Origin of the sequence: Stratiformator vulcanicus, from assembly GCF_007744515.1 — a bacterium.
Classification (GTDB): domain Bacteria; phylum Planctomycetota; class Planctomycetia; order Planctomycetales; family Planctomycetaceae; genus Stratiformator; species Stratiformator vulcanicus.
Map to the genome: position 1 here is coordinate 1,232,871 of NZ_CP036268.1, position 26,199 is coordinate 1,259,069.

At 58.3% G+C, this 26,199-nt stretch carries 21 protein-coding genes and 1 tRNA gene; 10 read left to right on the forward strand and 12 right to left on the reverse strand.

All coding sequences use genetic code 11. The annotated features are described in order from the left end of the window. Window positions 1–2 precede the first annotated feature (2 nt). Window positions 3–1,424 carry a DUF1501 domain-containing protein gene (locus Pan189_RS04705; protein ID WP_145362804.1) on the forward strand — a complete coding sequence of 474 codons (1,422 nt, stop codon included), beginning with the start codon at window positions 3–5 and terminating at the stop codon, window positions 1,422–1,424. Between the two features lie 624 nt (window positions 1,425–2,048). Here the strand turns inward: Pan189_RS04705 and Pan189_RS04710 are convergent. The 3 genes from Pan189_RS04710 to Pan189_RS04720 form a co-directional block, all read right to left on the reverse strand. Then, window positions 2,049–4,202 (reverse strand): hypothetical protein, encoded by a 2,154-nt coding sequence (locus tag Pan189_RS04710; protein ID WP_145362805.1) that lies wholly within the window; start codon window positions 4,200–4,202, stop codon window positions 2,049–2,051. A gap of 614 nt (window positions 4,203–4,816) precedes the next feature. Then, on the reverse strand, window positions 4,817–5,440 hold the full coding sequence (locus Pan189_RS04715) for a 3-keto-disaccharide hydrolase (RefSeq protein ID WP_145362806.1): 624 nt from the start codon (window positions 5,438–5,440) through the stop codon (window positions 4,817–4,819). Window positions 5,441–5,591: 151 nt separating this feature from the next. After that, window positions 5,592–5,969, reverse strand: coding sequence for a hypothetical protein (locus Pan189_RS04720; RefSeq protein WP_145362807.1), 378 nt, complete (start codon window positions 5,967–5,969; stop codon window positions 5,592–5,594). Window positions 5,970–6,168: 199 nt separating this feature from the next. Here Pan189_RS04720 and ypfJ point away from each other — a divergent pair, with 199 nt between their 5' ends. Further along, window positions 6,169–7,029 carry a KPN_02809 family neutral zinc metallopeptidase gene (ypfJ, locus tag Pan189_RS04725; protein ID WP_145362808.1) on the forward strand — a complete coding sequence of 287 codons (861 nt, stop codon included), beginning with the start codon at window positions 6,169–6,171 and terminating at the stop codon, window positions 7,027–7,029. 15 nt (window positions 7,030–7,044) lie between these two features. Here ypfJ and Pan189_RS04730 read toward each other — a convergent pair whose 3' ends face one another. The 6 genes from Pan189_RS04730 to Pan189_RS04755 all read right to left on the reverse strand — a co-directional run bounded on the left by Pan189_RS04730 (window position 7,045) and on the right by Pan189_RS04755 (window position 12,657). Then, complete coding sequence (locus tag Pan189_RS04730) at window positions 7,045–8,667, reverse strand: sulfatase (protein ID WP_145362809.1); 1,623 nt, start codon at window positions 8,665–8,667, stop codon at window positions 7,045–7,047. 9 nt (window positions 8,668–8,676) lie between these two features. Beyond that, window positions 8,677–9,579, reverse strand: a complete 903-nt coding sequence (locus Pan189_RS04735; RefSeq protein ID WP_145362810.1) for a phosphate acyltransferase — start codon at window positions 9,577–9,579, stop codon at window positions 8,677–8,679. Next, window positions 9,576–10,346, reverse strand: coding sequence for an enoyl-CoA hydratase (locus Pan189_RS04740; RefSeq protein ID WP_145362811.1), 771 nt, complete (start codon window positions 10,344–10,346; stop codon window positions 9,576–9,578). The genes Pan189_RS04735 and Pan189_RS04740 overlap by 4 nt, the downstream gene beginning before the upstream one ends. 27 nt (window positions 10,347–10,373) lie before the next feature. After that, the gene (locus Pan189_RS04745; protein ID WP_145362812.1) at window positions 10,374–11,279 is read right to left on the reverse strand and encodes a hydroxypyruvate isomerase family protein; all 906 of its coding nucleotides are present in this window, start codon (window positions 11,277–11,279) and stop codon (window positions 10,374–10,376) included. Between the two features lie 182 nt (window positions 11,280–11,461). Further along, window positions 11,462–11,914: a hypothetical protein gene (locus Pan189_RS04750; RefSeq protein ID WP_145362813.1), complete on the reverse strand. Its 453-nt coding sequence runs from the start codon at window positions 11,912–11,914 to the stop codon at window positions 11,462–11,464. 167 nt (window positions 11,915–12,081) lie between these two features. Next, complete coding sequence (locus Pan189_RS04755; protein WP_310821088.1) at window positions 12,082–12,657, reverse strand: HdeD family acid-resistance protein; 576 nt, start codon at window positions 12,655–12,657, stop codon at window positions 12,082–12,084. 242 nt (window positions 12,658–12,899) lie between these two features. On the opposite strand from Pan189_RS04755, the gene Pan189_RS04760 reads away from it, so the two are divergent. The 6 genes from Pan189_RS04760 (at window position 12,900) to Pan189_RS04785 (ending at window position 18,472) form a co-directional block, all read left to right on the forward strand. Then, window positions 12,900–13,481 (forward strand): Uma2 family endonuclease, encoded by a 582-nt coding sequence (locus tag Pan189_RS04760; RefSeq protein ID WP_310821089.1) that lies wholly within the window; start codon window positions 12,900–12,902, stop codon window positions 13,479–13,481. A 643-nt stretch (window positions 13,482–14,124) separates the two neighbouring features. Next, a complete protein-coding gene (locus Pan189_RS04765; protein WP_145362816.1) occupies window positions 14,125–15,267 on the forward strand; it encodes a Gfo/Idh/MocA family protein in 1,143 nt (380 codons plus the stop codon). 108 nt (window positions 15,268–15,375) lie between these two features. After that, a complete protein-coding gene (locus tag Pan189_RS04770) occupies window positions 15,376–16,302 on the forward strand; it encodes a sugar phosphate isomerase/epimerase family protein (RefSeq protein WP_145362817.1) in 927 nt (308 codons plus the stop codon). Between the two features lie 207 nt (window positions 16,303–16,509). Further along, window positions 16,510–17,469: an ROK family protein gene (locus Pan189_RS04775; RefSeq protein WP_145362818.1), complete on the forward strand. Its 960-nt coding sequence runs from the start codon at window positions 16,510–16,512 to the stop codon at window positions 17,467–17,469. 53 nt (window positions 17,470–17,522) lie between these two features. Beyond that, the gene (gene deoC / locus Pan189_RS04780; RefSeq protein WP_145362819.1) at window positions 17,523–18,251 is read left to right on the forward strand and encodes a deoxyribose-phosphate aldolase; all 729 of its coding nucleotides are present in this window, start codon (window positions 17,523–17,525) and stop codon (window positions 18,249–18,251) included. 136 nt (window positions 18,252–18,387) lie between these two features. Continuing rightward, a tRNA-Leu gene (locus Pan189_RS04785) sits at window positions 18,388–18,472 on the forward strand. An 838-nt stretch (window positions 18,473–19,310) separates the two neighbouring features. Here Pan189_RS04785 and Pan189_RS04790 read toward each other — a convergent pair. Beyond that, window positions 19,311–19,910 carry an RNA polymerase sigma factor gene (locus tag Pan189_RS04790; RefSeq protein WP_145362820.1) on the reverse strand — a complete coding sequence of 200 codons (600 nt, stop codon included), beginning with the start codon at window positions 19,908–19,910 and terminating at the stop codon, window positions 19,311–19,313. Window positions 19,911–20,151: 241 nt separating this feature from the next. Between Pan189_RS04790 and Pan189_RS04795 the strand changes: the two genes are divergently transcribed. Next, window positions 20,152–22,317, forward strand: coding sequence for a serine/threonine-protein kinase (locus tag Pan189_RS04795; protein WP_145362821.1), 2,166 nt, complete (start codon window positions 20,152–20,154; stop codon window positions 22,315–22,317). Window positions 22,318–22,380: 63 nt separating this feature from the next. Beyond that, window positions 22,381–23,943, forward strand: a complete 1,563-nt coding sequence (locus Pan189_RS04800) for a clostripain-related cysteine peptidase (RefSeq protein WP_145362822.1) — start codon at window positions 22,381–22,383, stop codon at window positions 23,941–23,943. Between the two features lie 125 nt (window positions 23,944–24,068). On the opposite strand, the gene Pan189_RS04805 is transcribed toward Pan189_RS04800, so the two are convergent. Further along, on the reverse strand, window positions 24,069–24,914 hold the full coding sequence (locus Pan189_RS04805) for a hypothetical protein (RefSeq protein WP_310821090.1): 846 nt from the start codon (window positions 24,912–24,914) through the stop codon (window positions 24,069–24,071). Window positions 24,915–24,945: 31 nt separating this feature from the next. Then, a complete protein-coding gene (locus tag Pan189_RS04810) occupies window positions 24,946–25,980 on the reverse strand; it encodes a DUF1559 domain-containing protein (RefSeq protein ID WP_145362824.1) in 1,035 nt (344 codons plus the stop codon). Window positions 25,981–26,199 lie beyond the last annotated feature (219 nt).

Below are 26,199 nucleotides of genomic sequence, written 5' to 3' on the forward strand. Positions count from 1 at the left end.
CCATGCGTATTAATCCCTACGATCGCCGGACGGCTTTGAAAACGCTGGCCTGCGGGTTCGGCAATCTGGCCCTGTGCGGCATGGCCGCGCGGCGGGCAGCCGCGTCGAACTCAGCCTCGGCATCCGCACCTTCGACGCACTTCGTCCCGAAAGCGAAGCGGATCATCTTCCTGTTTATGCAGGGGGGCCCCAGTCAGGTCGACACCTTCGACTACAAGCCCGAACTGAATCGTCGCGACGGCGAAAATACCGGGATGCACGATGCGCGGATGATCGCCAACACCGGCAAGGTCGAAACTTCAAACCGTCGGCTGATGGGCGCCCAGTGGAAGTTCCGCCAATACGGCGAATCGGGATTGTGGGCGTCCGATCTGTTCCCTGAGACGGCTCAACATGCCGACGACATGTGCGTCGTCCATTCGATGCATTCCAACGGCATCGCTCACGGTCCGTCGACGCTGTTTTTACACTGCGGTTCGACGAACCTGATCCGTCCCTCGATGGGATCCTGGATCAGTTACGGCCTCGGTGTTGCGAATGAAAACCTGCCCGCCTTCGTCACGATCTGCCCGTCTCGGGGCAACGGCGGAGCTCGCAACTACGGCACCGCCTTCCTACCGCCGGTGCATCAGGCCATGCCGATCGGCTCAGCAGGGAAGTCGTTCGGACCCGATACCGTTCCTAACCTCGCCAACGATCTAAGGACCTCCGCTCAGCAGCGCGAGTTCTTTGACTTCTCTCGGCGGCTGCATCAGACACAAATGCAGAATTCGCCGACCGATTCGGTCCTCGACGCCGAGCTCAATTCGCTCGAACTCGCGTGGCGAATGCAAAACGTCGCGCCGGACCTGCTCGACGTCGAATCAGAATCGGAAGCGACCAAATCGCTGTACGGTCTCGATCAAAAGGAAACTCGCGACTACGGCCGGCAGTGCCTGTTGGCCCGCCGATTGGCTGAGGAAGGCGTCCGCTATATTCAGGTGACACACGGCGATCCGACGGCGAACCCGAAGTGGGATCAGCACTCCAACATCGAACGGCATGAGAAACATGCCCGAGCCGTCGACCGCCCAATCGCCGGCTTGCTGACCGACCTTAAACGTCGCGGCCTGCTCGACGACACGATCGTTTGGTGGGGCGGCGAATTTGGCCGCACGCCCTATGCCCAAGGCACCGGGCGCGACCACAACGCGGGCGGCTTCACCCACTTTCTCGCCGGTGGCGGCTTTCGCGGCGGTCACGTCCACGGGGCAACCGACGAGTTCGGCCACCTGGCAGTCGAAGACAAAGTCCACATGCACGACATGCACGCCACGCTCCTGGCCCACCTCGGACTCGACCACGAGCAATTAACCTACCGCCACGAAGGCCGCGACTTCCGCCTCACCGACGTCCACGGCCGGATCGTCAGCGAACTATCTTAAACTCCACTCGGACTTCCGACGAATGCCTTCGAACTAGTCTCTTAATTTGAATCGTGCCCCCCTCTCCTCTCGGGAGAGGGGCCGGGGGTGAGGGGTTACCGCGGCGGCGTCGTGAAATAGAGCCGCGATTGTGATGCTCTTAATCATTCCTTAAATGCAGCGGGCAGTGCTGTTTTACCGTCGCCCCACCGTCCCCTCACCCGGCCTTCGGCCACCTTCTCCCGAGGGAGAAGGCCCGCGATTTGCTGCCGCAGGCACACAGGCACGAACGTGCCCCCCCTCTCCTCTCGGGAGAGGGGCCGGGGGTGAGGGGAACGCAGCGGCGTCGTGAAATAGAGCCGCGATTGCGATGCTCTTAATCATTCCTTAAGGGCAGCGGGCAGTGCCGTTTTACCGTCGCCCCACCACCCCCTCATCCGGCCTATCGGCCACCTTCTCCCGAGGGAGAAGGCCCGCGATTTGCTGCCGCAGGCACAAAGGCACGGACGTGCCCCCTTCCGGCGTGCGGCTACCTTCTCCCGAGGGAGAAGGTCCGTGTATGAAACGCGATCATTAAGTCAAGGTTCACATTAAGAATCGCAGTCGCTCGATGATCCGTTTACTTCGAGCGCGGCTTACCTATCGTTACTCAATGGTCAGCCCATTAAGATACTCGTTCAACTTCCGCTGCGCGGCGTTTTCTTGCTGCTGCAACTCTTCGATCTGGTTCTTAAGCGCATCAACCCGGTCTTCTTGCTCGCCGAGTTTCGTAATATAGCGAGTGTAAAGCTCGGTGTTGCGGTCGATCGCCTGCATATTTCGGCGAATACGTTCCTGTTCTTTCGAAATCGCGTTCAACTCCGCCACGGCTTGCTGGCGCTGCTTCGTAAATTCCGCGATCTTCGTTTTCTGCCGCACGACCTCCTCCAGCGCGGCTTTCACTTCGTCGCTGATGACGTCCGACTTCATATAGGCAATCAGGGTGCGGTCGTTCGCTGATTTGTTACCCAGTGCCACCGTCGTGAGATTATTTTTGGAAAACCTCAATAGCAGCTCCTTCGTCTCGCGAGCGGGAACCTCGACGGCAAAGCGATAACGATCGCGGGTTTTCGCGGCGGGCTCTTCCGGTTCGACCAGTTTCCAGTCACCGTTCAGAGGGTACTCAATCAGTAAACTTTCCGCCTCGTCCCCGGAGTTTTTAATGGTGTATGTCCGCGTCAGTTCCTGTGACGAACGGGTATAGACGACGCCGCGTTTAATTGCGATGGAAACCATCCGCGTCGGTGACGACTTCGATTGCGCGGAGACCTCCGTGTTCAAGTCGACGGCATAGCTCAGCAGGCGATCGTTACCCGGCGAAATGTCGTCGAATTGCGAGTCTCCCGCATAGCCGCCGTCATCATAAATCGTCACCGGCCCTTGCATCAGGTGTAGATCGGTGTTGTTGATGAGCCGAATCGACCGCATCGGATGCTTGGCGAGTACGTTCTCGTTGTAAACCGAAACGCGCTCGGCTTCAACATCCTCACTAATGATCGGCAGCATCGCGGACTTCTGTCGTCCGAGCGTGACGGGCGCGGCAATTTGATATTGAAACAGCTCGCCCAACTCCTCCGCTTCCGCCATCGACCGACTTTGCGGTACGAAGAAATCGACATTCCCGAAGTCTTGATTTGCATCGCGATCTTCATTGTCTTGAGGAGCGCCGCTTACGATTGCAGGGCTACCATAAGGCAGATGCGGTGGACCCTTCAGGCCCATCGGGCGTCCAGTCCCGGGCATTCCCCAAGGAACAGAGCCTCCACCGCCTCCAGCACCGAATGAAGGGGTGCCGCTCAACCGACTCTTCGACCGTTTGATTTCTTCTGGGTCAGATAAATGCGATTTACGTTCACTCATATTCTGATCATGCTTTGGCGGCACCAATGACGCATACAACTCAGGCACCACGAGGGGTCGCTGCACATAGAGCGGTTGATAAAGGTCCATGCGAAAGGAGACCGGCCGACCGGAGACGAGCGAGAGGTCGATCGCGTCCCAATCCGATTCGGTCGTGTTCTCGACGATCGCCCAACCTTGGAGATACGCTTTGTCCTCTTCATCCATCACGAGCCGGTAGCTCGTCTTCCAAATCGGCATCTCGCGAACGTACCCGAGGCCGACGTCGCGTTTGCCTTCACCTCGAAATTCAATCGAGACCGACTTCTTCTCATTGCCGCGGGCCGTGGCGAGCACGGCGAGGGCCTTGCTAAGTTCGCGATTTAGTGCCTTGTCGAGCAATTTAATTCGACCGACCTGATCAAGGCTCACACTGCGGAGGCCGTCGTCCGTGACCAAGGTGACGTATTTTATGTCGATCTTCGTTTCCCCATCGATCTTTGCTCGCGATTCAATGCTCAGAATCGTGCCAGTGATCGTTTCGCCGAGCGATTGAACTTCGATCTTCTCCCCGCGCACCTGAGAGAGAAGATCGGACAGCGACGGCGCCTGTGTCAGGTCGATCGAAAACGTCTTGAGCGTCCGCGTAATAGGATCGCGGGAGCCGTAACTGACGATCCCCGCGGAGCCGCCGCGATCGGAGACGACGAGGCTCTTGAGCAAATCGTTAATCTGCTCCGCACCGAATTCCAATTCGATATTCTCTGTCCCCTCAACGGTCCCGGCGTGCTCAAAGAACCCCACACCGGAGGAAAACATCACGAGCCGCTTCAGCGGCACCGCTTCGTTTTCATCGGCAACGGCGATGCTGCACAGGCAAACACAAAGCGAAACGACGCAAGTAAACCGAAACCCGAGCATTTTGCTTCTCCAAAGTTGAGCGCAGCGAACAATTAGGAGATCGGACGAGTTATCCGGTCGCTAAGTTCCATCAAGTTTGTCACCGAGCACGAAACAATGTGCTTCAACGACAGGATTACCGAAAACCAAACCCAAACTCACGTACTGCCAAACGGTTCTTGGTCAGTTCGAATCGCGGCTTTAGATTTTCCGGAGATATCAATTATCAGTCGAATTACGCACAGCGCCGCAATGAATTCCAGGATAAAGTAACGGCTTCGGGGTCAGTCCGGGTCGGTCTCCGAAGCTGCTTCAAGACCGGCTCAAATTCGTCTGTCACAGCCGATAATGCCCAGACGGGCGCACCGCCGATTGATTCGATGGCTGAAAAGACCAACGTCAAGGGGTTAGGGCCCTCAGTTCGCAATGCATCGAAGGCATCGTGAGACGGGCGTGATGTCGCAAAGCTCGCCGGAGCAATAAATGCGACCAGCAGCGAATAGAACCCCAAGGCGATGAGCCAACGCCTCGAAAGGAGACGGAGGCCCAAAAATCCTGTCGCCACCATGGCGGATAGGATCAGCCAATCAACGGCGGGCCAAATCGCTTCCATACCCTCGGCTCACTAATGAAGACTAATCCAACCGCTTCACCTCGATATCCTTAAAATAAGCCACGCTCTTCGGGTCGTGGGCTTGAAAGGCGAAGGTGCCTTCGCTGAGGGCGCGCTCGAAGCGTTTGCCCGGCTTCGTCCCTTCCGGCTCGGTGTATTCGGTCACCGCTTCGCCGTTGATGCTGATCGTAATGTCTCGGCCGTCGACCTTAATGTGATAGTCGAACCACTCATTGTCGTTCGCGGGAGCTTCCATGACGTTCTGGACGGCGTAGAGGCTGCCAGTTTTCTTGGGGTCGCTGCCGGTATTGTTGACCTGGGCCTCAAAGCCGCCCTTCGGCCAACCCGACTCCTGATAGTCGGTGTGGAAGTAGATGCCGGAGTTGCTGCCCTTGGTGGTTTTTGCCTTGCAGCGAAACTCGAAGTCATCCCACGGCTTCTCATCGCCCACATAAAACAGGTGGCTCCGCGGGCCGGAGCATTTGAAGGCCCCATCCTCGATCGTCCAGCTATCGGAATTCTCGCTGGCCTTCCAGCCGTCGAACGATTTACCGTCAAACAGCGAGGTCCACTCGCCCGCTGCCGCGAACGAACCGAATGACACAAGCGCGAGCAGAGTTGCCGCAATGGTGGAAATAGAGCGCATCGATTGAGCCTTCTCAAGAAAATTCGTATTAGAGGATCGCAAACCCGGCAGATCGGGCCGCGCGATATGGTGCCACGGCCAGGCAGCCGCTGGCAAGTTGCGCCGGAATTCCCGTCGCAAACCGCTCCGTTTCTTCGTGGCGTAATCGTCTTTACTGATCCAACGCCGACGCAACAATCATGAACAGGATGCCCCCGCCATACGCCAAAAGCGAAAACCCGCCGAGGACGAGCGCGACGATCGAATGCGTTTTTCCGTGGACCGAAGGGTCCTCCGAAAACTTTCGCAATCCCATCACGCCGAGCACGATCGCGGGGATCGACAAAATGATCCCCACGCATGGGATCAGGGCCAGAATTCCGATGTAGTAACCGATCAACGCGGGAATGTTGTTCGACGGAATCATCCGTTCGATGCCGCCCGACGCGTTCTTTTTCTTACGGCCCGGCCCTCGCGATTGCTGTGGGCGTCGACGTCGCGGCGGTCGGCCGGAAGGTTGATCTTCTTCGACCGGTTCGAAATCGCTCATTGCCGATCCTTGATGCTGAAATACTGCTGCTGAAATACCGCTGTCACGCCAACGCTCGCCCCTGTCTCGCACACCAGCGCACAAGTGTCAAATCAGTGTGATCCCGAGATCGGTCGCCGATGCACGATTTACGGTCGCGATCTGCGACCTTGTCACCCCATAATCGTGCGATAACGGTTCCTACGGATGAGGCACGACGATGCGTTGGCGAGGCAGAAGAGGCAGCAAGAATATCGAAGACCGGCGCGGTCGACGCGCTCCGATGGCAACCGCCGGGTTGGGCGGCGGGGGCTTGCTGATCATCGTGATCATCCTCTTCTTACTCGGAGTCGATCCCGGGCAGATCCTGCGGGTGGTGGCTAACAACGCCGGGCCACGGCCGCAGGTCAACCAACCCGTCGGGAACGATAAAGTCAATGAGGAACGTGCCAAGTTCGTCTCCGTGGTTCTGGCCGATACCGAAGAAGTTTGGGCGGAGCAGTTCCAGCAGCTCGGTCGAAAGTATTCCGAGCCGGAACTCGTGCTCTTTAATGGCGCCGTGAAATCGGCCTGCGGATTAAATAGTTCAGCCGTCGGTCCCTTCTATTGTCCGGCCGATCATCACGTTTATATTGATCTGTCGTTCTACGATGACCTGAGCAAGAAGTTAGGCGCCCCCGGCGATTTCGCGCAGGCCTATGTCGTGGCTCATGAGGTCGGCCACCATGTGCAGAATCTGTTGGGGCTTTCGGACCGCCTGAATCGCGCCCGCGGCCGTGTCTCTGAAGAAGAATTAAATGAACTGACCGTTCGTATGGAGCTTCAGGCCGACTTTCTTGCCGGCGTGTGGGCTCATCACGCCCAAAAGAACTGGGATATTTTAGAACCAGGCGATGTTCAGGAGGCCCTCAGGGCGGCCGCCGCAATTGGCGATGATCGTCTGCAAATGAAGTCACAAGGATACGTCGTGCCGGAGTCCTTCACGCATGGGACTTCGGAGCAACGCGTTCGCTGGTTCCGTCGCGGCTTTGAAACCGGCGACATCACACAAGGCGATACGTTTAATACCAACGACTTGTGACCCGACAAATCAGGATTATTTGACGGACCGTTCTTCGAGGTACCACCTCGGCATTTCCCGCGTTTCGGCAAACGCCTTGGCCGGATCGTAGTGCGGGTTTTGGACAGGAATCGGTGCGTCGATCTTATTCAACCATTCGGCGAGCGTCGCCTTTAATTTCTCGCCGGTTTCCGGCTCGGTCGCCATGAGGTTTTGCTGCTCGCCCGGATCGGTCACCAGGTGATAAAGTTCGTCGTGTTGGCCGATCCGGTAGCGGAGATCTGCGTCGAAACGATCGCCGAAGAAGTGGATCAGCTTATACGGCCCCTGCCGGACCACTGCGCATGGCGTCAATCCCCAACGGGCATCGTACAGCGGCAGGTGCCAGAACAGCGGGCGGTCAGAATTAAAGGAGCCCTCCCCTGTAATCAGCGGGAGCAGACTGTCGCCATCAACGACATGACTGGCCGGCGTATCGGCACCGGCGGCCTCGAACAGCGTCGGCACAATGTCGACGACATGCACCGGGGTTTTGACGACCTCGCCGCTTAATCCGTAGTCCTGCCAATGGACGATCATCGGCACACGAATCCCGCCTTCGTACATCGAGCCCTTTCCCATACGAAGCGGCGCATTGTCGAATTCAGTTAGATTGAGTTCCAGTCGAGCAGGATTTTGCTCGTCCCCCGGCACTCCGACGACGTGAAACCGTTCATCAACGCCGCCGTTGTCGGAGAGAAAGATGATTAAGGTATTCTCGTCCTCTCCGAGTTCTCTTAATGCAGAGCGGATTCGACCGACAGACTGATCGATCGTTTCCAACCCGGCGAGATAGGTCGCGTTAAACATCCCTTCGGCGGGATATCCGCGATCAAGATATTTCTGAGTTAGGCGATTCGGCGCAACGACTTTCCCGTGGATCATGTGGTGCGAAAGATAGACGAACCATGGCTCGTCACGCTGGTCACCGATGAATTTGATTGCTTCATCCGTCAGCCACTCAACGCCGCGATCCCCACCGTCATTCCACACCCTCTGGGGCAACTTCTTGTTGACGTAATCGAATCCGAAGTGCTTCGCCGCATTCGGGTTCAACCTCTTATAATTTCCGTCGTCATTTGAATTCAGATGCCATTTCCCCAGGCACGCCGTGCGATAGCCGGCGGCCTTCAGTCCTTTCGCTAACGTCCAACTGTCACGAGGCAGGTCTTCGACGAACATCGGCTCGGTCATCCGTGCGTGAGGATACCCGTACCACGTCAAGACGTGCCACATGCCGTTCCGAGCGCTGTGCTGACCGGTGAGCAGGCTGGCGCGGGACGGAGTGCACTGAGGTTGCACGTACGCGTCCGTAAATTGAATCCCTTCGGCCGCGAGGCGGTCGAGGTGCGGGGTTGGCACATGCTCGTTCCCATAAGAACCGAGCGTCGGCCAACCTTGGTCATCCGTAAAGATCAATAAGATGTTCGGTCGCTCCGACCCCGTTGCTCGTCCGGTAATCGTCAAGCTAATTAAGACGGCCATCAATACGCACGGCAGTGCCGTTAATGTCGTTGACGCCGCACTGGAACAATGACCGAAGCAGCTGATGCCCCGACGGCTCGTCGTGCGGGCTTGCATCGCCGATACCTCAAGAAAACTACTGGAAATCGAAGGCATTGAGAAAACTCACATGGTGCTTAACGCGAGTGCCAGTGATCGCAGCCGCGTTTGGATTGAATCGGCCCGCGACATGAAGACCACCGGGGCAGCGGTGCCGCAAAGTACGCCGCCGAAGCGGCAATCGGCCGTGTACATGATCCCCTTGACCGTCAGGTTTGCGCTCGTCAAATCTGGAAAAACCATTGCATCGGCACTGCCAGCCACGCGGCTTGTCAGGCGCTTTTTCGTTGCCGCACCGGCCGCGTAAGCCAAGTCAAAAGAGAGCGGACCTTCGACAATGGCCGGTTGCCACGATTGACTCGCCAGCTTTGCGGCATCGAGCGAATCGGGCAATGCTTCGGTTGCCTTCTCGGTCGCGGCCATGAGGGCGATCTTGGGCTCGCTGGCGCCCAACGCGGCCGCAGTCTCAATGGCGTGACCGATTAATTCCCCGCGCTGATCAGAAGTCGGTTCGGGTGTAATTCCGGTATCGGTCAGGAGAAAGACGCGATCATCGCGAACGATCTCCATCAGCACCATTTGGGCGACCACCCGACCTGTGCGCAGGCCGGCCTCTCGCGAGAAGACCGCCTTCATTAAATCGGGCGTGGCGACCTGGCCCTTCATTAATATTTGAGCCCGTCCTTCGCGGACTTCCGAGACCGCGGTAACAGCAGGATCATCGGTATCGAGAACTCTAAATCCGGCCAGGTCGATGCCGCAGCTCTCGGCGACGTCTTCAATCTGGCCTTTACCACCGGCGACGATTGGTCGAATCCATCCGCGAGTGCGAGCTTCCGCAAGCGCTTTAATCACCGTCTCATCCGCTCCGCCGACGGCGACAGCTGAGACCGGCTCCCTTAGCGCATCGGCCCGCCGGAATAATTCGTCGAACCCCGGAAGACCGGACCCGGTTTCGCTCTCGTTCACGTTCCGGTCCACTCCGGCTTACGTTTTTCCAGAAACGCCGTCATGCCTTCCTGTGCATCATCCTTAAGCGCATTTTGAACCATAATGTCGGTCGCATCGCCGTAGGCTTCCGATTCGCTTAAGCAAAGCTGCTCATAAAACGCCTGCTTGCCGATGGCGAGCGTGAGGGGACTACTGGCGAGAATCGCCGTACAATACTCCGCGATGATGGCGTCCAGTTCCTCTGTGGGCGCGACGCGATTGACCAACCCGACTTCATAGGCCCGCCGCGCGGAGATCGGCACTCCGGTCAGCAGCATCTCCATGGCGACTTTCGGTCCGACGCTGCGAACCAACGGAACCATCGGCGTGGAGCAGAATAGCCCGATTTTGACTCCGGGAGTGGCGAACCAGGCTTCGTCGGCTGCGATGACCAAGTCACACGCCGCGGCCAATTGGCAACCGGCCGCCGTGGCCAGGGCATGAACCCGGCCGATCACTGGCTGCGGCAGGGACCTTAATTTCTGCATCACCCGCGAGCAGGTGGAAAAGAGTTCGCGGTATTCTTCTTCGGGCCGACCGGTCATCTCTTTTAAATCGTGCCCGGCGCAGAACGCGGGGCCGTTCGCTGCCAGAACGACGACCCGCGATTCCTCGTCGCTCGCAATCCTGTCAAGCGCCTCATCGATCTCGACGAGAAGTGAATGCGATAACGCATTTCGCTTTTCAGGGCGATTGAGCGTCAACGTTGTGACGCCATGCTGCGAAGATACTAATAATTCATCCATCAATTTATTCTCATCTTAAAAGGTGAGCTAAACCCGACAGACTTCGACCGCCTCGGCCAGGCTGGTGAGCGGGTCGCGCGTGGGCACAAATTCGTGAGCGAAATAGCCATCGAACCCCGTATCGGCGACCGCCTTGGCAATCGGCGTGTAATTTAATTCCTGTGAGTCGTCGAGCTCGTTCCGGCCGGGATTGCCGGCGGTGTGATAGTGACCGAAATACTCATGATTGGCTCGGATCGTCCGGATCACGTCGCCCTCCATGATCTGCATGTGATAAATGTCATAAAGCAATTTGAAGTTATCGGACCCAACTTGCTTGACCAGTTCGACGCCCCATTTCGAATTGTCACACATGTAGTCGGCGTGATCGACTTTGCTATTAAGCAGTTCCATGCAGAGTGTGACGTTCTTCTCTTCGGCGAGCGGCGTTACTTCTTTCAATGCACGCACGCAGTTCGCCATGCCGGTCTTAGGATCGATGCCGCGGGCATTTCCGGAGAAGCACGCCACATTCTTAAACTGCTCCGCGGCGTTGGCTTCGATCGCGGCGGTGATCTTGGTGATGCAATCGTCGTGGAACTTCGGATCACACAATCCGTTGGCCAATCTGTGCGAGGTCGTCATCGTGCAGACCAAGCCGTGCTTCTTGAGCGTCGGAAAGCTTTCCGGCCCCAATAAATCGATCCCGACGAGGCCGAGACGATTCACCTCTTTGCAGAATCGGTCGAGCGGAATTCGTCCGAAGCACCAGCGGGATACCGATTGCTTTAATCGTCCCCCGGCAGCCGAAGACTTGGCCGGCGAAGCGTCGTCTGCCGTCGAAGCAGGCCGACCGGTCGCGAGAAACGCCGCCCCAGCCGCCGCTCCGGCGAGTAGTCTGCGACGCGAGACAGATCCGTCGTCGAATCCGCTTGCCTGTACGACATGATCCATGTTTTGGTCTCGTAAAGTTTTGGCTGGGCGAGAGTGGTCACGGCAGAGCCCCGCGCTGATCCGTTATGCTGACCGGGAATGACGCCTGCTGTCCAGCGCACGCGAAGTGCATCCGACCGGGCGCAATGAAAAACCGCGGGGATTCCCGCGGTTTCTCGCATTGAAGGCTGTCAGCTCGTGAATTACTCGACAGAAACCGGCTCGGCGAGCGGCTTCAATTCGAACATCAGTTCGCCTTTACCTGGTTCGAAGTCGTCCGGTCGACCGGTTCCCGGAAGGGCATAGATCAACTTCGCGATCCCCGATTTCTGCTCGATCTCGATCAGTCCGCGGGCTTTCTGGCCCGGCTTGGGAATCGTACTGGTCATGTCGATCATCAATGCCCCGGGAATCTTCGAGGAGGCGCCGACGATCCGATATTTCGCCGCGTAAAGTTTATTGTCATCTTTGACTGTAACGACTGTGTCTTTGGTAAAGATGACGGTCAGGCCCTCCCATTCCGCCTTCGGTAAATCCTCGCCGTCGCGTTGGCCCCCGACCACGTCGAATGAGCCGACAACGGAGAAGGGTGAAGCTTGGGCCAGCGTCGTCAAAACCATCAGCAATACGACGACGGCGCCTGTTAAGAAACGCATCTGAAGACCTTTGAAATAAAATCCGGTGGTTCGTCGCGAGACTTTCTCACGACATCACGACAATTCTGGGGCATGTCGAAGCGCCCGCCACCAGGGCAATCCCTTGGCTGTGCTCGGGCGAATGCTTGCCGGGCGATTCATTGATCGCCGCACCGTTGTTCGGTCGGTCAGGAAGCGGCGACTTCCGAATCTCCGGCAGGCGCTGGTGTCATTTGACCGACGCTTATACTCAGAAAGATTAGACTCATCCCGCTGAAGACGAGATCGATCCCGACGAACAGGCCGATCACCCAAACACCTGAAAACGGCCACTGCGCCGCAATGAGAACGCCGAGCAGCAACCCGACCGCTCCGTTGATCAGCACAAGGAGCCAGTGCGGCGGCCGCACAGCGAATGCGGCGGCGATTCGAAAGATGCCGCCTAAAATCAGCGAAATGGCGATCAGCAGCGTGATCGCCGCGGCCGCGGCGAAGGGGTGAATCAGGCAGAGCACTCCGATGGCCGCGTAGACCAAGCCCACGATTAGATCGAGGAAGAAGCCCTTCCATTTCTTCCGCATGAATGCGTGACCGGCCTGCAGCACTCCGGCCAGCAAAATCATCACTCCGACGGCAATGATCACGCCGCCCGTCACCAGAGCGGCCGCCCCGATCGCCAGCACGCCAAGGATCGCCAGCACGATGCCGATCATCAGATACCAGGTCGAATTTTCTCGAACCTCTTCAATTCCCACATCGGACATAGGGGACATCGGGGTCATGGACATTGTCGGTTGCTCCACTCGGGCTTCGCGGCGGCTGGATGGTCAAGGTGAAGCATCAGCCTACTGTCGCCAAGGGCACCACTGCCAGACTCGATCGGGAAAACGATGCGAATCAGGGAATCCCGCCTGTGAAGCGCCGATCAGATTCTCCCCTCCGGCCCATTCTCCGTTATGATGATTTGGTATGCAGAACAGCCGCGCAGCCGACTCAGAAGGGACCGATGATTCTCGCCGACTCACCGACGCTCACCCGGTTGGAGCCCTCCCACAACGGGATGCTCATGACACCCGACGAGTTCGACGTCATCGACGACGCCGAGCGAGGCTACCGCTACGAACTGATCCACGGAGTGCTCGTCGTGTCACCACCTGCCGGCCCGTTCCATCGTCGAACCGGTGACAAACTCGGCTATCTACTTCGCAGCTACATGGAGGGGCATCCGCAAGGCGGGTGCATTGACGATACGCTGCCGGAGAACTCCGTGATCGTCGGGGAGGATCGCCGCGTGTGTGATCGGGCCATCTGGGTCGGACTCGGACGCGAGCCCGACGTCTTTCGAGACATCCCGACGATTGCGATTGAAATCGTCTCTGAATCGGCTCGCGACCGTCGGCGAGATTACGTCGACAAGGCCCGCGAGTACCCGGCAGCCGGCGTCAAGGAGTACTGGATCATCGATCGCTTTGCCCGGGAGCTGACCATTGTGCTGCAGGGCGGGACGACTCAAACACTTCCGGAGAGTCAGCCGTATCAATCACCGCTGCTTCCCGGTTTTGAGCTCGATCTGCGAGAACTGCTGTAGACTGGGCCGGGTCCGCGCGGTTCGAGTCTTCCACACTGCGCGATCGAGATGCCCGCGGAGTCGGTCGAAACTCGTACCCCGATACGCCGAATGTTCCGAACCCACGCGGGTTGTAGCGGTTGACGCCGAAGCCCGGTTGCATCCCCGGATTACGGTAGCCACGGCTGACAAAACCGTGCGTCTGGATTCCGCCGGCGACGAAGCCTCGGTTCACCAATCCGGTGCTCTGATAACCCCGCGCCACGAAGCCCCGATCGTAATTGCGATACGAGGGTACGACCTGAGCAAGCCCCTTCACGGGTGCGAAGGCGACCAGAAGCGCCGTCGCCCCCAGCAACAAGGCCGGAAGGTCGTTGCGGCAAAGTGAGATCGGTGCGGACCGTATTTTCATCGGACTCTCTCTCTCTCGTGTCAGCTCATCGTTTTCATCGTCACGATCGGCTGAATCGAACCAGCGCAGTCGCCTTGATCGTCCTAATTCAACGAAGTCTTCCCAATCGTCGCCGTCCCCCTTGGCAAGCTGTAACGATCAAACCGGAATTGCGATCTTCGCCGACACTTGCGATGCGAAGCATCCTGTCGCATAACGATCGAGTGATTCGTCAATTTTCTGAGCCGGACTGAACCACCAAAGAGGTCCTTTATGCCGTTTCGTGTCGCCGTTGTGGGAACCGGATTCATCGGCCCTGTTCATGTTGAGGGGCTGCGCAGGGCCGGGCAAGAGGTTGTCGGTATTCTCGGCTCGTCCGCCGAAAAGTCGAAGCAGGCTGCCGACCGGCTGCGCATCCCGACGGCTTATGCCGACTTCGATGCGCTTCTCGCCGATGGCGACGTCGACTCGGTCCACATCACCTCGCCCAATCGCTACCACTTCGACCAAGCCGCGGCGGCGCTGAAAGCCGGAAAGCACGTCATGTGCGAAAAGCCGCTGGCGATGACGTCGGAGGAATCGGGCAAGCTGGTCGAAATCGCGGCGGAGTCGGGAAAGGCAGCCGGGGTCAACTATAACATTCGCTACTACCCGATGTGCCTCGACGCGGCGGGACGCGTCGCCTCGGGCGAACTGGGCGGCGTCTTTCACGTCGCCGGCAGTTACGTGCAGGACTGGATGTTTCACCCGACCGACTTCAACTGGCGCGTGCTCGCCTCCGAGGGGGGCGAACTGCGAGCGGTGGCCGACATCGGCACCCACTGGCTCGACCTGATCTATTCGATCACTCGGCTGGACGTGGCTGCCGTCTGTGCCGACCTGCATACCGTCTACCCGACCCGGCAGCGGCCGACGGGCAACGTTGAGACATTCAGCAGCGGGGCCGGAGGTGACATCCCGACCGAACCGATCGCGATCGACACCGAAGACTACGGCTGCGTGATGCTCCGCTTCGCCAACGGAGCCCGCGGAGTGCTGTGGGTCTCACAGGTGACCGCGGGACGCAAAAACTGCCTCCGCTTCGAAATCGCCGGCGAAAAGGAGTCGCTCGCCTGGGTGAGCGAATCGCCCAACGACCTGTGGGTGGGCCACCGCGACAGGCCGAACGAAGCGGTCATCCGCGATCCCGGCTCACTCGCGGAATCGGCGCAAGGCTTCAGCGACTACCCCGCGGGGCACAACGAAGGCTTTCCCGACACGTTTAAGATGTGCTTCCGCGCGTTCTATAATTCGATCGAATCAGGCGGTCAACCGAACTACCCCACCTTCGCCGAAGGCCACCGAGAAATTGTCCTCTGCGAAGCAATCTTAGAAAGCCATCAAGAACAACGCTGGATCGAATTAAATACAAAATAAATACAAGCCCGAGGCGCAAGCCGTCGGGAGATTCACTATCAAAGCGTCGGTCACTAATAAGCCGATAGCTGACAGCCAACAGCTGATAGCTTTTTCAGGAACAGAACCATGCAACTCGGTTTCGTCAGTGCGATCCTCCCCGATCTCTCCTGTGAGGAAGTCCTCGACTTCGCGGCCGAAGAGCACTTCCGCTGTATCGAACTAATGTGCTGGCCGCCGGGTGGGGCGGAGCGGCGATACGCGGGCATCACGCACGTCGACGTGACGACGCTGACCGATGACGCCGCCGCCGAATTAAAACAGCAATTTGACTCCAAGGGAGTCGATATCAGCGGCCTCGGTTACTACCCGAATCCGCTTTCCGGCACAAAAGAAGAGTCCGATGTCGCGGTAGCCCATATTAAGAAGGTGATTGAAGCCGCGCCGCGATTGGGCATCGACCGCGTCAACACCTTCATCGGCCGCGAGCCGAGTCAGACACCCGATGAAAACTGGGAACGCTTCTTCGCGATCTGGCCCGATATTATCAAGCACGCGGAAGGACAGGGCGTTTACGTCGGTATTGAAAACTGCCCGATGTACTTCACAAAGGATGAATGGCCCAGTGGCAAGAATCTCGCCAGTTCACCGGCTGCGTGGCGGCGAATGTTCGACCTCATTCCGAGCGATCACTTCGGCCTCAACTATGATCCCTCGCACCTTGTGTGGCAGATGATGGACCCGGTCGGCCCGATCAAAGAATTTGCCGATCGCATTTTTCATGTACACGCCAAAGACGTCGCGATCGATTATGAAGCACTCAGCGAAGTCGGTGTCCTCGCCTACCCTCTGGAGTACCACCGGCCCAAACTCCCCGGACTCGGCGAAGTCCCTTGGGGCGAGTTCTTTAACGTGCTCGGCGAGACCGGATATCGCGGCCCCGTTTGCATTGAGGTCGAGGACCGCGTTTATGAAGGTTCATTGGAGGGACGCAAAGAAGCCCTCCGCCAAAGCGCCCGCTTCCTCCACAACTACATGCCGGCGTCCGATATTTAGGGGGATCGGGAGATGGGAATGAATCGTGGGAATTCAGAAGCCCGAAGAAGTTTGAACGGTAGTCGTGAGTAATCATGTTCGACACACCAACGACCGCCCTGTAAGGGACCCCTCGCCCACCAGCTTGATGTCCAACTTCCAACTTCCAACTTCCAACTTCCAAAACCTCCTCCCACCTCCCTGGCGACCAACCCCTCTCCGACGACCATGTCTGTTTACGCTGGAATCGATCTCGGCGGCACGACGATCACGGCGGCCCTCGGCCGGGCGGACGGCGAGATCGTCGCGCGGCAGCAGATTGACACAGATGGGCATCTTGGCCCGGATTCGGTCATCGAACGGATGGCGGAGTTAATCGAACGGCTCGCCACTCAGGCGGGCGAGCGACCGGACGGGATCGGGATCGGGCTGCCGGGCCTCGTTGACGTTCACCGCGGCGTCACGAAGTTTCTGCCGAACCTTCCGACGCAGTGGCGCGAGATCGCACTCGCAACGCGGCTTAAGGAACGCTTCGAAGTGCCGGTCCGACTGCTAAACGATGCCCGCGCCGCCACTCTGGCCGAATTGGTTTTCGGCATCGGGCGAACCGTCGACACCTTCGCCTTCTTCACGCTCGGCACCGGAGTGGGAGGCGGAGTCGTCATTGACGGCAAGCTGCGGCTGGGACCGTTGGGGGCTGCGGGTGAACTCGGGCATCAGACGGTCCAGTTCGACGGTCCACGTTGCGGATGCGGCAACCGCGGCTGTCTTGAGACAGTTGCCAGCGGGTCGGCGATCATCGGCGAAGCCGTCCGGCTTCTCAAAACGGGATTCGCTCCCCGCCTGCATGACGCGATCGACGGCGACGCCGGACAGGTGACACCGAAACGCGTTGCTGAGGCGATCGCCGCCGGGGACGAGCAGCTGGCCGGAGCGATCGATCGGGTCGGTGGCTACCTCGGGATCGCTGCGGCCAACATCGTCACCTCGCTGCATCCGCAGGCGATCGTGTACGGAGGAGGTGTCGCCGCCATGGGGGACCTATTATTCGAACCTGTTCGCCGTGAGATTCGCGACCGCGTCGGCATGTTCCCGACCGGTGATATCCTCGTCGTACGCTCTGAACTCGAAGAAGACGCCGGGCTGCTCGGGGCCATCGCGCTCGCAGCCGGGCACGCGGTCGAGTAGCATGGCCCGCTCATTCGCAATCGACTTTCGCAATCCATTTTTGAGAACGACCCGTGGCTGATTTTACCTACTCCGACGTCGCCAAGATGATCGACCATTCGCTGTTGAATCCGACGATGACGGTCCAGCAGCTCGAAGAGGGTTGCCGCCTCGCGGTCGCCTACGATGTCGCTAGCGTCTGCATTCTGCCTTACATGATGAAGCGATGTACCGAACTTCTCGCGGGCTCGAACGTCATGCCGAGCACCACGATCGGCTTTCCTCACGGCGGTCACACCACTGACATCAAACGTGCCGAAGCCGAGCGGGCCGTTGAAGACGGCTGCCAGGAGCTCGACATGGTCGTCAACATCAGCCAGGTCCTCAGCGGGAAATGGGACTACGTTGAGCGGGACATCAAGGCGGTGATCGACATCGCTCACGCCGCCGAACGCAAGGTGAAGGTCATCTTCGAAAACTGCTATTTGAACGACGAGCAGAAGGTGAAGCTCTGCCAGATCTGCACCGGTCTCAATGCCGACTGGGTCAAGACCAGCACCGGCTACGGCACCGGCGGCGCTACGATGGAAGACCTCAAGCTGATGGTCGAAAACTCCGGCGATGGCGTGCAGGTCAAAGCCGCCGGCGGAGTCAGAGATATCGACAAGCTCCTCGAGGTCCGCGCACTCGGCGTCACCCGCTGCGGAGCGAGCCGAACTCAGAGCATGATGGACGACGCCCGCCAGCGCCTCGGGCTGGAGCCGATTCAATTCGACGCCGCACCGGCCGCGTCAGGATATTAATGTGAGCGAGGTGCGAGACGCAGTCGCCTGAGCAGGCGGGCAGGTGATTGACGATCGAAACGCAAAACAGCCCGATGCTCAGTGAATGACAGACGCGAGCCTTAACACCATGAACGGTGTCCCTATCTTAGAGTTTGGCCGAGTGGCGGAATGGCAGACGCACGGGACTTAAAATCCCGGGACCCGAACGGGTCGTGTGGGTTCGAGTCCCACCTCGGCTAATTTTACTCGCGCGTAAAATTGCACCTCGTCGCATCGCGTGTCTTTAAGTCGCGACGAGAAGCTCCTTGCGGCATCAACGGCGACTGCGCACGATGATCAATCGCCATTCGGCATCGGGGCACTGATCCATCACCGCAGCGATCTCTTCGCGGGTGACAAACTGCTGCCTTGCCCGGTTGGGGCGCACGCTCGACGGCAAGTCTTCGAACGGGTTCACTGCGACAAGTTTTTGCCGCAAAGCTGTGCGGAAGATTTGCTTCGCAATCTAGAGATGCTTGCGGATCGTGTTATTGGCCAGACCGCGTCCGGCGAGTTTTCTCAAAAGGCGTCGGCGTTACCGGGAGAGACATCGGTTAACAGCTTCAACGGGCCGAAGAATTCACCGAGTTCGCGTTGCGTTGTCCGCAGCTAAGCGATCGTAGGCGGTTTCAGCGTTTTTTTGTCCCCGCATTTACTTCGCAATGAAGTCGACGACGCACGCAACGGATGCTTCATGGCGTTCGAGGCGGCCAACGCCAGCAAGCGTCTTCCCTCAATGCTGCTTTCTTCACCATGTTCGCCCCTATTACTTGCAAGCGCGCGCCTGCTCTTGCAACTACCGAGGGCACCGTCAATGACACTAACAACAGGTGGGTGATAACTGCGTTGCACTGCGGGCCGCTCTCACTGCGGGCTTGGCTGTCGCCTCGGTCCTGCGGACTGGTCTGACCCTCGCGGGATGAGACCACCGTCCGATTCACCTAACGCGAGAAGAATCTCTCGGAACCTCCGCTCAGGCTCGACAGGAGGGGCTACGGACTTAAGTCAGCAAATCCATTCGGCTGGTGCGTAGGCTTTTCAAACGTACTCACGAATTCGTTTCAGAATTCTCGCTTTCGTCAAGTACACGACGTTTACGGACACACCTAAGTCTTCCGCAATGTGAGCCGCGCTTTGCTCCTCAGCCACGTAGCGAAACAGGATTGCCCAGTCGCGGTCCGTAAACTCGGTTTTCACAATCTGCCGAAGCTGCTGAAAACGGGCCTCGGCGTCACTCGAATGCTGCGATTGAAGCGTTTCGTCATCCTTCAACTGGCGGTCCGCTTCGCCGATCGTTTTTGGGAAACTTGCCGTCTTTCTAAGAAAGTCAACGAGCCGCGATCGCGTCAGGAGACGAAGAAATCGCCGAAAGCTTCCCGGTCGTTGACGCTCAAATCGTTCCAGTCTGCGGAACAGATCGAGAAAAATGTCCTGCGTGACGCAATCCGCGTCGGCAGTGGAGAGACCGGCCCGACGACATCTCTTGAAGACGAGCGGCGAGTAGCGGGCATACAACCGCGACCAGGCATCCGATTCACCAGTCTTGGCCTTGTCGAGCAGGCTTGCCGAAGTCGCCTCGGTTATCGAAGGCGCGTCGCTGTCCGGCTCAGCCGGTTGGGCGGGGGGCTTCTCGGACATCAAAATCCTGACAGGCGGTTTCGTTCTACCAGAGGTACCTTTGCGCGTCTGTCGCGTCGCCTGTTCCGACCCTCTGCGGGCCGGAGTACGGGCGGCGCGGCAGGCTTTGCCATGTCTTGGTATCCGTAGTTCCCCTCGCTCGTCAAATCTTACTGGCAAAACTGGCTGGAAATTCGGTGTCAAACTCACTCCAATTGGTCTGAACACACGATCGGCTGGAGGTCTTTCAAGGACTCAACGCGTGCCTGTCGACAGCACTGTCTCTGCCGCCGAGGAATCGTTGCCGCACGGGGACCCCGTCGTCGAGGTCGACCTGCGTTGCGGGGAATTCCTGCAACTATGGTCCGAGGGTCGACGGCCTCGGATCGAGGACTTCTTGGTCGATACCGGCGACCTCGACCAGTCGACGCTGCTCAGCCGTCTGATCATGCTCGAAGTTCGTGAACGCGTCCGCGTCGGCGAACAGCCACAGCTTGACGATTACATATCCCGGTTCCCCACCAGCAAGGAGGTCATTAGCCGTCTCACGCCGTTGTTCCGTGATTCGGGCAGTGACCTGGCGCAACCGGACGAGGCGACGGCCTTCCTCGACGCCTGCACTATCAACCGGCTGGGCCGGTTCGAGATCGACAAGCGGCTCGGCTCCGGCTCCTTCGGCTCGGTCTGGCGGGCCTGGGACCGCAAGCTGAAGCGGTCTGTCGCCGTGAAGATCATCGACCGGGCCCGGCTCGAAAAGCACGAGATCGACCTGGCCCTGCACGAAGCCGGGGCGGCTGCGCAGCTCAATCACGCGAGCATCGTGCAGGTCCACGATGTCGGCCAGACCGACGGCGCGTTCTATATCGTCACCGAATACGTCAACGGGGCCGATCTGAAGACGCACCTTCGGCAGGGCGAGCTGAGTCATCGCGACGCCGTGGGGATGTGCGCCCAGATTGCCCGAGCTCTGCAGCATGCCCACGACAACGACGTCATCCATCGCGACGTTAAACCGTCGAACGTGTTGGTCAATTTCCGCGGCGAGGCCAAGCTGGCCGACTTCGGAATGGCCCGCTGGGACAAGGCCGACCTGACGCTGACGGCGAAGGATCGGATCGTCGGCGCCCCCGGTTATATGGCCCCCGAGCAAGCCCGTGGCCGTGGTGTCGGACCACGTAGCGACGTTTATTCGCTAGGCATCATGCTCTATGAAATGCTGACCGGGAAGCGGCCTTTCGAAGGCGAAATCCAGCAAGTCCTTTTCAGTCTCCAATTCCGTGAAGCGCCCCGGCCGCGGAAGATCAATAAGACAATTTCGCGCGACCTCGAAACGATCGTGCTCAAGGCGATCCAAAAACGGCCCGAGGATCGTTACGCCACAGCGGACGAGTTTGCTGCCGATCTGCAGCGGTGGTTAGATGGCGAGCCGGTGAAAGCGCGTCGGGTCTCGCCGATGGGCAAGGTTTGGCGGCTGGCACTGCGGCAGCCGCGAACGTCGGCGACACTCGCATTCGGAACATTCTTGATCGCTACTGCCATCTCGATTCTCGGCAGCTCGCTAATTACGGCCGTGCCGGTCGACCCGTTTGCCGACGGCGAGTGGGACGTTCAAGTCGAGACGAAACCGGAGGGCGCAGAAATTACTGTCGTCCAGTTGGATGAACACCATCAGCCGATCGCCGAAGCCTTAACGAAGTCGACCGATCGGACTCCACTGACGATGTCACTGGCGCCGGGGCGATACTTGGTGATCGCAACACTCGGGACCCGTTTCCACGAAGTCCATCGCACGGTGCCAGGAGTTAAGGAAACCATCGCGATCGGCGTTACAAAGCCGAAGCACTGGACACTGCTTGAGGAAGGAGTCATTGCTTGGCCGAGAATTGATATCCCCGGCGATAATATTACTGCCGCGATGCAATTGGTGCCGGCTAACGAGAAATTCGCGTACCGAGCACTGGAATCGAAGGGTAACACGGTCGGGGTGCCGGCTTTCTTCATTGCCCGCAACGAGTACAAAGTTCGCGATCATTTCGAAATCCGAGATCGAATACCGCCGACCGTGTTTGCGCCACAGGCCTTAAACCAGTCGATGAACGAGCGTCACGATTTTGCCGCTCATTGGGCGGAAGAGAGTGGTTGTCGCCTGCCGACTGACGCGGAACTGGCGTGGGCAGAAGAGTTTGCCGCTGCCAACCCGGTATTCGGGTTGGCCGAACTTGGGGCCGGATTAGACGAATGGACTTCCGTTCGAGCCGGCTCCGATGCAAGCCGACGTGACATGTTCCTCTTGTACGGGGGCCTGCGGCGCTCACGTCAGCTCAATCAGCCGGCCGCCCTGCCCAGAATGTACCTCACTAACAGCCGGACAATCGGTTTCCGGCTGTGTCGAAGCGCCAGTCCGCGGTACGGTGCTGACGATAGCTGAAGAATCCGATCAACGTGTTGGGGCCGGCGCTCTCCATTCCGTCGAATCGTAAGAGGCCCCACGATGCCAAAACCGCGAAAGCAGTGGTCAATCCTGTATTGCTGCATCGATCGCGCTTATAAGACGAGTTCCAGCCCGGACCCTTCGGAGAATGCAGCTGCTGCAGTCTTGCGTGGACTGGACCGACTCGCACCGGAACTCGATCACGTGTCGGTCACGGCTCTTCACGATGTTCGGCGTGGTGGGCGGTTGACGGATCGAACGGTTCACCAGACCGGTAACCGCTCGAAGACTTTCGAGGATTTCTGCGGCCTTTCGTCCGGAGAAGCAACTTCGTTGCCCGAGACGGTCCTGGCTTACCTGAAGGCCGCCATCAAGAATGCACCGGCGGACCATACGATCGTGTTCTTCACCGGGCACGGTTTCGGAGAATTTGGTTTTGGTGATAAGCCAGACCTGCTGGCACTCACGCTTCTGGCATCGCACTTCAAGACCGACCTTGATGGCTATTTGGAGAGCAGCGAGGACTATCGTGAAAAATCGGTGGAGTTAATCACAGACTGGTTGCCGAATTTAACAGCCGATATGTCACTTCGGGCAGATGATGAAGCCGCCGTAACGACAAAGAAGGCGACGGAGTTTGTCGATCGGCTCTTTGAGGTGGGGCCTTCCCTTGTGGAAGCCTACCATCACGCGGCGCCAGGACACATCGCATACACAACTTCCCTTGATTTCGACAAAGGCGTCGTTCGCGCCAAAAAACCGGACGTTCAAGATTCATTGACGATCCTCCGGCTCCGGGAGGTCATTCGGGACTTCATTACTTACGCAAGAAGTCATCGCTACTCTGCGAGTACGGGTCGGATCGACATGCTCGGCTTCGAGGCATGCGACATGTCAACGGTCGAGGTCGCATACGATTTGGGAGACCTTTGCAAACACATCGTCGCCAGTCCTATTCGTTTTTTCAGCGGCTTCCCCCATACATCTTGGATTGCGGGGCTCGATCAGTATCCGGGCACATTCGGGCTGCCGTCGTTTGCCATCGCAACCGCCATTGAGTGCGACGATCACTTGCGATCACTGGCAATCGCCTCAATGTTTGTCGCAATGGAACCACGACTCCGCAAAAACCTCGTCGCACGCATCAATAATTTCGTCCGTGTTGCAAAGCCACTTCTTAAAAACGACACGTTTCGGGATCACGTCACTAACGCGGTGGAAGCTTCTCGCTGGGACCTGAGCGAAAGAGATTCGACAACGGAGCTTGGAGAACGCGAGGTCTCACAAGTCGGGCTGATGTGGAGCGTGTTCTTACCACGATTTTTCGGCGACCTTGAAAGTCGCCTGTCCGACCCCGCATTTCAGGACGCAAAAACGGCTGCACACGCGATCGCGCGAATGACGGTCTTCCCGCCCGAAGATGGAGATAGAAACTGCATCATCGCCGATCGGTCGCTCACGACCAATAATCGGTTGAGCATGGGATTCGCCGCAGAAGATGGGATGCTCACACTCTATTTCCCCGATCGAGCCGACATTCTTGATCGATATGAAACATCCAGCGCGTTCGCCAGTATTTCTGATTGGCCGTCGTTCTTAAGGCATTATTTTCAGAAAAAATAAAAGTGCTGCCGTCGGGTGCAATCCGAGCAGCAGCACTTAAGCGGTTCTAATGAACTTGTTCGCAAATCTGCGGGACGCTGGCCGCGTCGCTCGTCCCTCCATGGCAAGAATGCCAACAATTCCTTTCAGTTCGTCTTAATAATCACTCTGATTCCGGTCAGCTCGACGAGGTACCCGTTGTCCGTGAAGCCCCCAGTGCTTCGTGCGATGCGGTTCACCATGCTGCGTTTGATCGTGACTTCGTTAGTGGTGTTACCGGCGCCGCCCGGAGGGTCATAGTCAGCACACGCGTTCGGGTCACGCGAAAGGAAGCCAAGCCCCCCTTGGATTCGCGGCTGCTGTTTGTGACGGACGTAAAAGAACTTCGCCCACCTTTGACGGCCGCTGCTGTTTTCCCAAGTCAAGTACGTCGGCTCCGAGTCGACGATCACGAAGTTGGCATCGAGGCCGGGATAGACATCGCCGAGTCGGGTCGTACAGGGACGAAAAACGGCACTGGTAATCGTTGTGGTAACCGTTGTCCTTACCGAATCTGGGTCTGTCTCCTCCGAGGCCCCTTCCTCCTCCGATTGACTTTTCGGCTTAGTTGATTCCTTCGACTCCTTTTCTTGATCGCCCGATTCATCGCCCTGTCCGCAGCACGCGGGGCCTTCCTGACCTCCTAATCCTCCAAGTGTCACACAGTTGCACGTCGCTGGCATTGTGCTCGTATCACACGAGCCTCCGGCCTGGCTGTCACAGATCACTTCGATCCCGGTTGCCACCCGCGTACCGCAGTCTTCGCCCATCGCAGGGTCAAATTCGTGCTTGTAGCCCCAATACGCTCCCGAGGAAGGTCCCATCGGACAAGCGGCGTTATCCGGTTCATCCCAAAGACGATAGAGTCCGCAGAAGCAGATATCAGCGCTTGCTTGCGTAGTAAAAACAGCCAGTAAGATTGCCGTTACGACAGTGGTCTCAAGAGTCTTCATCCAAGCTCCCATTCTCTTATCGTGATTAAGTTCAGAACTCCGCTACAACCTCACCGTCATTGCGCTGGGCCAATAGTTTGAGCACGCGCAAGTCCATACTTTCTCCAAGGAAGCGCACGCTTCCATCCGCTAACGTCACCTGTGCTCCGCCCACGTGTGTCGACAGCAGCGGGTTATTCGGCCCGCCTTTGGGATCAATCCCATCGAGCGAAGCATCACGTGTCCCGATGGGATATCGGATCGTCGTGAGGTTGAATGCCGGGAACGCGGGCGGGGTGAAGATATTCAGCGGCGGTCCACTGAAATTCCCATAGGTCGGCGGAGTCCCGTCACTAAACGTCCCGGCCGCCCAGCTTTCCGGGTGGCTCGGCGTCACGACAACTCGCGTCCCAGTCGAATCTTCCGCGAAGTCGGAAATCTCACCAATACAAATCGTGTTCGACGTTCCATCGGTGATATCGCGCAGCCGCACAATCCCGTTCGGGATCAACACTCCGTCGGCGCCCAGAATGCCTGCGTCAGCATCAGGGATCAGTGTCGTGCAGCAAACCACTGAGTCGACGGAGTTGTAGCCGCCATCAGCGAACCCAACGCTCGAAGATTCGGCGGCACCGGCAATGCCGGCATAGTGGGGTGCAGCCGCAATCCCCGTTGCCACCGTCACGGTCTTGGGAAGCGGGCTGGACGGGCAAAACATGAACGGCATCTTTCCCGCGCTGGCGATCACGGGGTTCAGAAGGCCGCTATTGTCTAAGTCAGCCTGAAACTGTTGGTAGACGTTCTGCTGTTCGAGTTGAGGCAGCAGTCCCACCCACCAACTCGGCCCCAAACCCGATTGTGATCTCGCCCCAATTGGGAAACTTTCCTTCCACGTACTCGCATAGTTATGCAATGCCAGCCCGATTTGCTTCAGATTGTTCTTGCAACTCGACCGCCGAGCGGCCTCACGCGCCTGCTGGATCGCGGGGAGTAATAAAGCAATGAGAATCGCGATAATCGCAATGACGACCAGTAGTTCGATCAACGTAAAGCCATGGGATGCTTTTGTTCTCAGTCGGCCACGCATGGGGAAATCTGCCTCTCCGGCTAGGGGGGATTGTGGGGAGCGCTTCCCGATGAGGTAACGTACCCATCTGTCACACCTCTCTTCAACAATGAATTTAACGTAAAGCCCGTGACCGCATTGACATCGGTAGTTCCCCCGCCCTTCGTGTCACCACCCCGGGGCTTGCACGTAGGTTGTTGCACTTATTCTGTGACAGGTCCGCTCGTTTCCGCAGAGGAC